The organism is Neptunomonas japonica DSM 18939 (genome assembly GCF_000422765.1).
Taxonomy (GTDB): domain Bacteria; phylum Pseudomonadota; class Gammaproteobacteria; order Pseudomonadales; family Balneatricaceae; genus Neptunomonas; species Neptunomonas japonica.
On the sequence record NZ_AUGR01000001.1, the window covers coordinates 100,531 to 112,520 of the forward strand.

Below are 11,990 nucleotides of genomic sequence, written 5' to 3' on the forward strand. Positions count from 1 at the left end.
CCTACTTCACTTCAGGTGGTGTTGTGAAAGTGTGATAAGGCGCTGGCGAAGGAATGGTCCATTCTAACCCCTCTGGTTCATCCCAAACTTCAGGTGTGGCAGGGCTGCCACCTCGGATGGTTTTGATGATTAAAACAAGAAAAATAAGTTGTGAAAAACCAAAAATGAAAGCACCGATAGAAGCGACCATATTGAAGTCAGCAAACTGCAATGCGTAATCAGGTATACGACGTGGCATGCCAGCTAAGCCGATAAAGTGCATAGGGAAAAACGTCAGGTTTACACCGACAAAGCTACACCAGAAATGCACTTTACCCATAGTTTCGGGGTAGTAATGCCCAGTCCACTTAGGTAACCAGTAATACACACCCGCCATAATGGCAAATACTGCCCCGGGAACCAAAACGTAATGAAAATGTGCAACGACAAAGTAGGTGTCATGATATTGGAAATCGGCGGGAGCAATGGCGAGCATTAATCCAGAAAATCCACCGATGGTGAAAAGCACCACAAACGCGACAGCAAATAGCATCGGTGTTTCAAAGGTCATAGAACCCCTGAACATGGTGGCAACCCAGTTAAAAACTTTAACACCCGTCGGAACGGCAATGAGCATAGTGGCGTACATAAAGAACAGCTCTCCCATTAACGGCAGGCCAACCGTGAACATATGATGAGCCCACACGATAAAGGAAAGAAATGCGATAGATGATGTGGCATAAACCATGGAGCTATAGCCAAATAGCCGCTTGCGAGCAAAGGTGGGGATAATCTCACTTACAATCCCAAAGGCCGGTAGAATCATGATGTAAACTTCGGGGTGTCCAAAGAACCAGAATACGTGCTGGAATAGCACCGGGTCACCGCCACCGGCCGCATTGAAAAAGCTGGTACCAAAATGAATATCCATCAACATCATGGTAACTACACCTGCCAATACAGGCATAACAGCGATAAGTAAAAAAGCAGTGATTAGCCATGTCCATACAAATAATGGAAGCTTCATCATTGTCATGCCAGGGGCACGCATATTTAAAATGGTCGCGATGATGTTGATCGCACCCATAATGGAACTAATCCCCATCATATGGACGGCGAAAATAAAGTAAGTAACACTTGGAGGGGCGTAAGTTGTGGAAAGTGGAGCATAAAATGTCCAGCCAAAGTTAGGAGCACCACCGTCCATAAAGAGTGTGCTGAGCATCATGGCAAACGCAAATGGTAGAATCCAGAAGCTCCAGTTGTTCATGCGAGGCAGCGCCATATCGGGAGCACCGACCATCATAGGCAGCATCCAGTTTGCCAAACCAACAAAGGCGGGCATCACTGCACCAAATACCATGATTAGCCCGTGCATGGTGGTCATTTGGTTAAAAAAGTCAGGTTGTATCAACTGTAAGCCGGGTTGGAAGAGCTCTGCTCGAATCATCAGTGCCATACAGCCACCGGTCAGAAACATAGCAAAACTGAACCATAAATAGAGGGTGCCTATATCTTTATGGTTGGTAGTATAAAACCAGCGACTTATACCTGCTGCTGGGCCGTGATGCTCTGTATGTTCAACCTTTGTCATGGTATTCATCATCAGCCTCCTATTGCTTAGCCGCTACTTTAAGTTCATCGATGGCGGCAGGCTCTGCCTTATCGCCCATATTGTTGCCCCATGCATTTCGCTCATACGTTATGACAGCAGCTAGATCAACGGCACTTAGCTGCTCGCGGAAGGCTTGCATTGCGGACCCGGTTTTTCCGTTTAGTACAATGTCGATGTGTTGATTGATATCGCCGGTGGCTATAGGGCTGTTTTTTAGGCCTGGGAAAACATTGGGAATACCTTCACCGTTAGCTTGATGGCAAGCCGCGCAGCTTGTTTGATACACCGCCTCTCCTTTGCTCATCAGTTCTTCCATGCTGATACTTTGTTTGGCCGATGCGATTTCTTGTGCTTTGATATTTTTTTGTTGCGCTACCCAAAGCTCATATTCTGCTTGGGGGCGAACATCCACGACTATTGGCATAAATCCGTGATTTTTACCGCACAGTTCAGTGCACTGGCCGCGATAGATGCCAGGTTCTGGGACATTAGTCCAAGACTCATTAATAAAACCTGGGATAGCATCTTTTTTAACGGCAAAGTCAGGCACCCACCAGCTGTGGATAACATCCACTGAGGTAATTAAAAAACGTACTTTTTTCCCAGCAGGAATAACCAGAGGGTTATCAACTTCAAGAAGGTAGTTTTCTCCTTTCTCTTCTTCGTTGTTAATTTGCTCAAGCGGTGTGGTCGTATTCGAGAAAAAGTCGATATCTTCGCCAAGGTATTGGTAGCGCCACTTCCATTGATAACCGGTAACCTGAATATCGATGTCTGCATCAGATGGGTCGTACATTTTGACTAGAGTCGCTGTGGCAGGAATCGCCATTGCGATGAGAATGGCAAAGGGGACGAGTGTCCAGATAATCTCAACTAAGGTGTTTTCATGAAAGTGATGAGCTTTTGCACCACGAGATTGGCGGTGGTGGAATATAGACCAGAACATTACGCCAAATACGACGACACCGATGGCGACACAGATCCAAAAAATAATCATGTGTAAGTCAAAGACTGACTGGCTGATTTCAGTCACGCCACGAGGCATATTGAGTGCCCAGTCCGCGCGGGCATATGAAACGCTACTCGTTGATATGAGTAACGTCATCAGTCTGGTCACTTTCATCACAGGCTCCCCCTTATCGGGTGTCGTCCTGTTCGAAATCTGTCCACTAGGGGCGCTGTAAAACAACGTTTAGGCGGTAAAAATCACACAGTCTCAGCCTTTACGCTGTAACTTCTGCAACGTCGGTAGTGACGGGTTTCAATCAGGTTTGATGACCCGAGTTCCATCCCATCTTTTGTTATTATCCGTCCGTTTATGAGACTAAGTATAGCAGTGGAATATTGATATAAGTCAATATAATAAATGTTTAATTTTTAATATGGCGTAAATGTGTTGTTAAATGTGAATTAAAATCGTGAAATTGTTGCTAAAATCTATTAAACGCCAGCGAGTGATAAAGCCCATCGGGTTAGTAGCATAACCGCCACAATAAAAATGATCAGAGTAATAATACCGATTAGAACATAAGGCCATAAGCTTCCGTTGGTAAAGTCTCTTTCTCTGTTTTGCTCTGATTGAACGCCAAACATGGCAGAAATTACGCTTAAAATCATTTGCCATAAAGTGGGCCGTTGATCTGACATAGAAACCTCCATTTGCGAATAGGCTAGCCTATTCGCAGAGAGTTTTCTTTTAGATATTACGCTTTTTTTGAGTAGTAGCGTAACGACCTTGGAAAAAACCAAGGTGAGATGTTTATTTTGGTAAGGCATTTCGCCTTTTCTTTAACTCATAAAGTGCGGCTAATGAATTAGAAAAAATAGCCGTTAAAATGATAGCTCCGCCAATGAATGTACGTTCAGGTGTCTCTTCTCCAACAGCAAGCCATACCCAAACAGGCCCCAGAATCGTTTCAATTAATAGAAACAAACTAACTTCTGCAGAGGGAATATAACGTGGTGCGCGCATCAATAGCCATGTAGCGAGAGGCATTTGAACCAACCCCATAATGGATAACCACAAATAGCTTTGAGCAGGTAACAAAAACGGTGATGCGTGAGGAATGGCTAAGAGACCCGCGACAATACCGGATACAGCAATGATTGGTAATAATGGCAGCTTAGAAAAGTGCCTTAATAGTGTGAGTACTGCTCCCATCGAGATAGCTAAGCATAGTGCTGCAAGATCGCCTTGCCAGTGGTTTCCGTTAAAAGAACCCGCAAAGATAGTGACAACCCCAGCAAAGGCGAGGACTATGGCGAATAATACGCGAAGCTTAATCGGCTCATAGAGGAAAATTCGAGAGAAAATAGCGGCAAAAAGCGGCGAGCTAGCAAGAATAACAACCGTGTTAGCAGTGCTTGTATGCCCTATGGAGTAAACAAAAAGCACGGTATTAACGCCGTATAGCACGGCAATAATAGCGGCAGCAATCCAGTTTTTTCGACTGTCAGGCAAATGGCTTTTCTGCCGGTTGAACAGCATGAGTGCGCTGAAGGCTAAACAGATTAACCAGCCACGCCAAAAAACAACATCCCAAGATGAGGCTTCAGTAAGCCTGATCAGCATGGCATCAAAGCTGAGAACTAATGCGCCAATAGCGGCAATTTGAACGCCTGTTGTGTGAGGAGTCTGCGTCAAAATGTAACCCTAAACTATTATAAAAACAAGGAGAGTAGCTGAGTATGAATCTAGATACTAGCCATGAAAAAGCATCTATTGAGCACGTGTTAGGGGCACAAGGTTCGGATGTAGTATTGTATATTGAAAATAGTCCGACGTTTCCAAAAGAGATGAGAGTTAATGGCTCCATATCTATTCCAGTGCTGGTGGACTTAAATGGTAATCATTGGCGTAAAATATTTACAATTTTTGCCAAGCTGACGGCCCCCGGTGAGAACTGGAGAGAATACAGGGATAAGTGTCTGCTAACAAAAAATGAAGCAATCTGCTTCACTGGTCAGCGACAAGAAGGTGCCCTGGTACATATTGTCTCCGGTAAATCTTGCTGGGAAAGAATGGGGTTTGATATGGGCGAGTTTACGTCCTTAGATCCGCAGCAGCGCTTATGGGTAAAAGATGATGTTTTATGTTCGCCTTATTTTGATTATCGGCAGTTCCCCAATGCATTGATTGTAATAGCACGCGAGTGGATACAAGCTAGAAGGGCCCTGGCTAAGTAATGGCTTAAGGCCAGTAGTAAATTATGTTTTAAATGTAAAAAGCCACTTCCAGTTACTGCTAATAAGTAACCCAGAAGTAGCTTTTTTGTAACTGAAAATAGCTATGCGTTCAGCTTTGCTTTAATTTCTAAACGACGGCGATGCAATACAGGCTCTGTATACCCGCTTGGTTGAGCGCACCCTTCGAATACCAATTCACACGCTGCTGCAAAAGCAATGCTGTTATCAAAATCAGCGGCCATCGCATCATAAGTAGGATCGCTAGCATTTTGCCCATCGACAATAGTGGCCATACGTTTTAGCGTTTCCAAAACTTGCTCTTTAGAGCAGATACCATGGTGCAGCCAGTTAGCAATGTGCTGGCTAGAAATACGCAATGTAGCGCGATCTTCCATTAGGCCTACATTGTTAATATCTGGCACTTTCGAGCACCCTACGCCTTGGTCAACCCAACGAACAACATAGCCAAGTAGCCCTTGTGCATTGTTGTCTAGTTCTTGCTGAATCTCTTCGCCAGACCAGTTTGGGGTTGCTTCAACGGGGATACTCAAAATGTCATCAAGGTTGGCACGAGTGCGCTGCTTAAGCTCCGCTTGGCGAGCGAATACGTCAACCTCGTGATAGTGTATCGCGTGTAAGGTCGCAGCCGTTGGTGATGGAACCCATGCGGTGTTAGCGCCAGACATTGGATGGCCTATTTTAACCTGTAACATGTTAGCCATTTGATCAGGAATAGCCCACATGCCTTTACCAATCTGAGCACGACCACTTAGACCACACATTAGGCCGTTATCAACGTTCCAATCTTCGTATGCACTGATCCATTTAGACGCTTTCATCTCGCCTTTGCGGACCATTGGACCTGCTTCCATTGATGTATGGATTTCGTCTCCAGTACGGTCAAGGAAGCCTGTGTTGATGAACACTACGCGCTCTTTTGCAGCACGAATGCATTCTTTTAGGTTAACTGTCGTACGGCGCTCTTCATCCATGATACCCATTTTCAGAGTATAGCGAGCCAGACCTAGTGCATCTTCAACACGGCCAAACAGTTCATTTGAGAAGGCAACTTCTTCAGGGCCATGCATCTTAGGTTTAACGATATACATCGAACCTGTTGTAGTATTTCTATACTTGCCGAGTTCTTTGACATCGTGTACCGAGATGAGCGAGGTAACCATCGCATCCAGAATCCCTTCAGGTACTTCATTGCCGTCTTTATCAATAATGGCACTGTTAGTCATTAGGTGACCAACATTTCGTACAAACATTAGGCTACGGCCTTTGAGCGCAATTGAGCCGCCATTGACCGAAGTGTATTCACGATCAGCGTTCATAGATCGAGTGAAGGTTTTTCCGCCTTTAGAAACCTCTTCTGTCAGGTCTCCTTTCATTAGGCCTAGCCAGTTTCGATAGATAACTACTTTGTCTTCGCTATCAACCGCCGCAACCGAATCTTCGCAATCCATGATGGCAGTGAGTGCTGATTCCATAACAATATCTTTGATGCCAGCAGCGTCGTCTTTACCTATCTGGCTGTTACGGTCAATTTGGACTTCAAGGTGTAGGCCGTTGTTTTTAAGTAATATGCTCGTAGGCGAGCCGGGGTCACCCAAATAACCTATTAGCTTTTCTGGTTGTGCTAATGAAGCTTCTGTACCGTCGCGTAATACAATGACGAGCTGGCCGTTTTGTACGCTATAACCTGCAGAGTCTTTATGTGACCCGGTTTCTAATGGCACGGCTTCATCAAGGACGACGCGGCGAGCATATGCGATTGTTTTAGCACCACGAGCAGGGTTGTAGCTGTTACCAGCTTCAGCTCCGCCTTCATCAGAAATGGCGTCTGTACCGTATAAGCTATCATAGAGGCTACCCCAGCGAGCGTTAGCTGCATTCAATGCGAAACGTGCATTCATAACCGGTACTACTAGCTGCGGGCCAGCCATAGTGGCCATTTCTGGATCCACATTGCTGGTTTCGGCGCTAAAGTCAGCACCTTCTGGAACGAGGTAACCAATAGTTTTTAGGAACGTTTTATATTCGCTAAAATTGAAAGGCTGACCTTTACGGCTTATATGCCATTGATCTATTTGCGTTTGAAAGTCATCACGCTTTGCCAATAACTCTCGGTTACGAGGGGCTAGATCATGAATGACAGCGTCCATAGCAGACCAAAACTGATCATTACTGATGCCGGTGCCTGGTAGCGCTTCGTTATTAATAAATTTATAAAGACCTTCAGCAACCTGTAGGCCGCCAGTCTGTACCCTTTGACTCATAGTAGTAATGCCTCATTGTATATGGCCCGGTTCGGTGCGAGGCAACCATGACCGGTCGTTATAAAATATGCACAATATTTAGACAATAATTGTGCAATGCAAAAATACATCAAAAATAGCTGCTTTGTCGCCCCTGGTACGCCTAAAGTATGATATTGCGGGTCACAAGAATTAGTTTTCGATTTGGGCGCGAATTTCAGTGGGTAAGGGCACAGATTTCCCACTGTGATGATCCATCCAGACAACTTTGGCATAGCCGTTACCGACAGCTTGGCTGGTATCACTGGTGCTGTAAATATCATAGAGGGTCATAAAGCTAGAGCGCCCCGGCTCACTGACATAACAATCTATGCGTAATGTAGCTGGATAAACGACTGGGCGCATAAAAGTGCAACCTACATTAATAACAACCGGGTCAATGCCGTTGCCATCCATTGCAGCGCCCATTTTAGCGAGCAGCTGCACACGAGCTTCTTCAAGGTAGCGTATGTACATAGCGTTATTGACGTGACCATAAGCGTCCATGTCTCCCCAACGGACAGCTATTTCGCAGCTATAAATCAGTTTTCTATTATCTGTGCTCATTAAGATTATCTGCCAGTTATTGTTCTTATTTAGAAGAAATTTCTGGCTCATAAGATAAGTGAAAACACTTATTATGTGAAGCGCTAGGCTTTTAAGTTTTTTTACTTCTATGTAAATGAACATCCAGTTGAGGGAAAGCAATTTCTATATTGTGTTTCTTAAAGCTTTCATCAATGACTTGGTTTATTTCATGTGTTACTGGGAGCCTATCTGCCATGGTGCTTACAAATAACCTCAATTCTAAATCGAGTGTGCTGGCACCAAAAGCAGTGAAGTAGGCATTAGGTTCAGGGTCTTTCAGAACTTGAGGGTGTCGGGTGGCAGCATCGAGTAAAAGCTTATGAGCAAGCTTTGTATCTGATCCATAAGCAACACCCACATTGATAACAATTCGGGTAATAGGGTCGGTCAGAGACCAGTTTATAAGTTGGTCGGTGACAAAGTTTTTATTAGGAATAATAACTTCTTTACGGTCCCAGTCGGCGATTGTTGTCGCTCGGATTTGAATGCGTGTAACGGTACCGGTAAAGCCGCCAATGGTGATGGTATCGCCAATACGGATGGGCTTTTCAAAAAGAATAATAAGGCCTGAAACGAAGTTGGCAACGATTTCTTGTAAACCAAACCCTAGACCGACACCCATGGCTGCAATTAACCATTGTAACTTTGACCAGTCCAGCCCTAGCTGAGAGGTCCCTGTTAATATACTGACCACTATTAAAATGTATTTAGTAATGGTGGTTACAGCGTAAGTAGTACCCGGTGATAAATCTAAATGACGTAACACCAGTAGTTCTAATAGCCCGGGTAGGTTGTAGGCTGCCAGTATGCACAAGGTAATAAGAGCAACACTGAATAAGACATTTTTTAACGTGATCGACTCAGGAATAATCCCTGTTGCCGTTGTAACCTCGTTACTCCATAGCACCACATTATCGAGAATGTCTAATGTAGGCAGGGCGTTTCTCAAGAGAGACCAGAGTAGGGTGACAAATACAATGATTGTCATCGTTTTAAGTAACGTACGTGCTTGATCAGAGATGGATTGTAGGTCGATATAGTTCTCCTCTAAAGGAGGGACTTCTTCATTCTTTTCTCGTGCTTCTAAGATTTCGTTACGACGAGCTCTGGCTCTATCAAATGCTAAGTGTCTTTCTTCAATTAATAACCAACGATTACCCAGCTTGAAAAAGAGGAAGGTGGCATAAAAAATCCCCGTAAGCACCAGTAATATCAGCATTATTATTGAGCCAGTGAATACATAGCCGAACAACGCCGCGCCAATAATTCCTAAGTGGATCCCGACTAACCCTGTGAGCCATAATTGCGAGCGTTGCCACCAATGTGTGCTATTAGTGGTTTGGTCAATTTGTGGCGATACTTTGCGAAGAGCTGCCCAAAAAATGGTGACTAAGATAGCTAAAGAAAGGAAAACTAAGCGGCCAATTCCTGACCGAAGTTCATTAGAGCCTGATTGATCGATTAGCATTAATAAAACAATTAAAGGCATGCCCAACCAATAAAGCGGGTGTATCAGCTTGTGGAGAGTGATACAGAGCTTTTGCGGAACAGAAAAGTGTCCTTGGAGTAGTCCACTTGGTTTGAGTGCCCACGTTTGTAGTGTCAGGTACGCCCAAGATAAAGCCGCTATGGTATAGCCAATAAGATGAAATGACTCAAGATTCCATGCATCAATATTTAGCATGTTACGTGTTAATAGTAGTACCGCAGCAGGTACCGGAAGCGTGATAATGAGTGGCATCCAAAATAAGCTAAACGTGTGACTAAAGCGGTCACGAACAACGTTGCCAACTTGCTGAATCCAGATTTCAGAATGTTTATTATAATGCCGATAAATGACCACTGAGAGCAAAGATAGAAGCGCTAAAAGAACAATTTTAGGAGCCCAGTGCTTGATAGGCTGCCATAAAGAGGTATTCGGAATAGGGGTTACTAATTCAAAGAAAAGGTTAACTCCCTGAGCAATCTCCATTAGCCAATTATTGGATACGGGGAGGATACTGGGTATCCAGAGAAGGTGTTGTGATATTAACTCTCGTCCTAGGTTTATCTGTTTGTTCACTTGCTCTTGAATTGAAAGCAGTTGTGACAGCTCGTTAATTCCCTGGTTACTGGCTTCTCTGATACGAGTTGATAGGTTGCGCTTGTCTTCTAGTAGTTGGTGTAGCTGAGTGCTCTCTTTTTTGTTTAAGGCAAGTGTTTGAGTCTCTTCTTTCGAGTCGATATTAAAGAGTGAGCGCGTTACTTCTAGGTTAAGAAGACGTAATCTATTGATGCTCTCGCGTGTTTTGTTTGTGGACGTTGGCTGGGATAAGCGTCGTGTGTATTTACGTAGTTCAACACCTAAAGGTTGTGTACTGAGTTCTAACTGCTGCTGAACAGCTAGGTAGCTTTGGCTAACCATCGTTAATTGTGAGTCTAATAAGCGGCGCCGTTTTAACGTTGTTTCATTGGAGGCGAGTGTTGATCTTAACTTTTCGCTCAATGAGTGGTTTTCAACTATTTGTGCACTAATCATCGGGTGCTGGGCAGTGTTTTCTTTATCAATGCCTAGTGTTTGTAGTGTCTGTTCTGTTTCAATACGGCGTTTGGACTGCAGCGTATCCTGTAAAGTATTGATGACATCTTGACTGTGCTTTAAGTCTCTGTTGATTTTTTCAAGGCTCAAACGGTTGAGATCGTTTTGTCCAGGTAAGCTAAGGACTTCTAGCTCCAGTGCTTGATTCTTTGCTGCTCTTAAGGAAAATTGTGCGTCATTCCATTCGTTATTATCTTGGCTGTCATGGTTAAGGGTTGACTGCTTAAGCTGTACTAGCTGCTCACGTAAAAATATTAGTTTTTGGTCACTCTGATTAATCTGTTGTTGCAGGTGCTCCCGGCTTTTTTCAAACTCGAGCAAAGAGGCCTTCTCAAGTGTGAGTGATTGTTCTAGCTCAGGTACCGTTTTTTTTGCGAGAGATTTAAGCTTACTGTCATTGGTTTTCTCTTGAAGTGTTTTCTGTAAGCTTTTAATTGCATCAGGCTGTCTTTCAAGCATTGCTCTAAGTTGAAGAGAGGTTTGCTCTAGTTGAACAGCTTCTTGGTAAGCTGAGAGAATCTGTTGATACGTGTCTTTTTGTAGTTGAATAACTGGGTTGTTTTCATCAATGGTTAGCTGTTCTAGTTTTTGCTGGTACAGGCTGGCTGACTCTTGATTAGAGGCAAAGGCAAGAAAGCTGATACAGAGGGCAAAGCAGAGAAATATCCAACGACTAATAAAAGTGGTCATACAGCCTCAGAAAATTGATAAGACATTGATGATGGATTATAAACAATAGTTATACAGACTTATTATTTTGGAAATAGTGCCATTGTACAAGAGTAGCATTACGCAAAACTTAGATGTTGCAGCGCTTCGCCAATCATTATCAGACTATCAGCACGCTGAGATATTCCAGCCCAGTGAATCATGGCTATCTTATCTGAAAATGTACCAGCTTGCGTCATTACAGGAGCAATATCGGCTGCGGGTAGGTGTCGTGTCGTGTGATGCTTACGATTTAGTCGTGCAACATTATATGCAAGCTGGCGCTAGTCGCGGCACAGTCGTTTTGGTACATGGTTATATGGACCATGTTGGCTTATATAGCCAATTAATAAGTGAGGTGTTAGGGCAGGGGTGGGATGTTCTTTGCTACGACTTGCCAGGTCATGGTCTCTCTAGCGGTGATAGTTATGCGATTGATCACTTTTCACGTTACGCAGAGCAATTAGAGAAAATTTTACAGCAAGGTGTATGTGAAAAGCCTTGCGTAATGCTAGGACAAAGTACCGGCGGGGCTATCGTTCTTGCACATCAAAAGTTATTTGCGAGTGAGCAAACAACTGACCCTATAGCGCAACGCATTTTACTAGCACCACTTATTAGACCTACTCAGTATCATGCTATTTATTGGAAATATGTGGTGTTGCGTTTTTTCTTAAAACGCATCAGACGCTTTTACTCTAATAACTCCCATGATAAGGACTTCTTGTACTTTATTCGACATCAAGACCCTTTACAAAAGCAGTGGGTGGCGGTTAATTGGGTTGGCGCTATGTTGGAATGGGTAGATTTAATAGAAGGCGGGCAGCCTCAATCAATAGCGATAACCTTGATACAAGGAACGGATGATGGCACAGTCGATTGGCAGCATAATCTACCTGTGTTGCAACGACTGTTTCCTAGTATAGATGTGAAGTTAGTTGAAGAAGGACGACACCATTTGGTGAATGAAGGGTTGCCGTGGCGGCAGCAAGTGTTTGATAAAATCCGTGAAGTGTTAATGCGCTTATGACAATAA

General features: G+C 44.0%; 9 protein-coding genes. 2 read left to right on the forward strand and 7 right to left on the reverse strand.

What is annotated here, in order from left to right:
* Window position 1 precedes the first annotated feature (1 nt).
* The 4 genes from ctaD to G511_RS0100535 form a co-directional block, all read right to left on the reverse strand.
* Entirely contained in the window at window positions 2–1,585 is a 1,584-nt protein-coding gene (gene ctaD / locus G511_RS0100520; protein ID WP_201348999.1) for a cytochrome c oxidase subunit I, read from the reverse strand.
* 7 nt (window positions 1,586–1,592) lie between these two features.
* Window positions 1,593–2,717 (reverse strand): cytochrome c oxidase subunit II, encoded by a 1,125-nt coding sequence (coxB, locus tag G511_RS0100525; protein ID WP_028467866.1) that lies wholly within the window; start codon window positions 2,715–2,717, stop codon window positions 1,593–1,595.
* Window positions 2,718–3,034: 317 nt separating this feature from the next.
* The gene (locus G511_RS0100530; protein WP_036550790.1) at window positions 3,035–3,241 is read right to left on the reverse strand and encodes a DUF2970 domain-containing protein; all 207 of its coding nucleotides are present in this window, start codon (window positions 3,239–3,241) and stop codon (window positions 3,035–3,037) included.
* A 112-nt stretch (window positions 3,242–3,353) separates the two neighbouring features.
* Window positions 3,354–4,238 (reverse strand): DMT family transporter, encoded by an 885-nt coding sequence (locus G511_RS0100535; RefSeq protein ID WP_036550793.1) that lies wholly within the window; start codon window positions 4,236–4,238, stop codon window positions 3,354–3,356.
* Between the two features lie 44 nt (window positions 4,239–4,282).
* Here G511_RS0100535 and G511_RS21445 point away from each other — a divergent pair, with 44 nt between their 5' ends.
* Window positions 4,283–4,780, forward strand: coding sequence for a DUF6942 family protein (locus G511_RS21445; RefSeq protein WP_051221353.1), 498 nt, complete (start codon window positions 4,283–4,285; stop codon window positions 4,778–4,780).
* Between the two features lie 101 nt (window positions 4,781–4,881).
* Here the strand turns inward: G511_RS21445 and G511_RS0100545 are convergent, their stop codons facing one another.
* The 3 genes from G511_RS0100545 to G511_RS0100555 all read right to left on the reverse strand — a co-directional run bounded on the left by G511_RS0100545 (window position 4,882) and on the right by G511_RS0100555 (window position 10,936).
* Window positions 4,882–7,062 carry a malate synthase G gene (locus tag G511_RS0100545; RefSeq protein ID WP_028467869.1) on the reverse strand — a complete coding sequence of 727 codons (2,181 nt, stop codon included), beginning with the start codon at window positions 7,060–7,062 and terminating at the stop codon, window positions 4,882–4,884.
* 171 nt (window positions 7,063–7,233) lie between these two features.
* Window positions 7,234–7,647 carry an acyl-CoA thioesterase gene (locus tag G511_RS0100550; RefSeq protein ID WP_028467870.1) on the reverse strand — a complete coding sequence of 138 codons (414 nt, stop codon included), beginning with the start codon at window positions 7,645–7,647 and terminating at the stop codon, window positions 7,234–7,236.
* A gap of 91 nt (window positions 7,648–7,738) precedes the next feature.
* Window positions 7,739–10,936 carry a mechanosensitive ion channel domain-containing protein gene (locus G511_RS0100555; RefSeq protein WP_028467871.1) on the reverse strand — a complete coding sequence of 1,066 codons (3,198 nt, stop codon included), beginning with the start codon at window positions 10,934–10,936 and terminating at the stop codon, window positions 7,739–7,741.
* Window positions 10,937–11,012: 76 nt separating this feature from the next.
* Between G511_RS0100555 and G511_RS21450 the strand changes: the two genes are divergently transcribed.
* Window positions 11,013–11,984, forward strand: coding sequence for an alpha/beta hydrolase (locus G511_RS21450; RefSeq protein ID WP_211224838.1), 972 nt, complete (start codon window positions 11,013–11,015; stop codon window positions 11,982–11,984).
* Window positions 11,985–11,990: the final 6 nt, after the last annotated feature.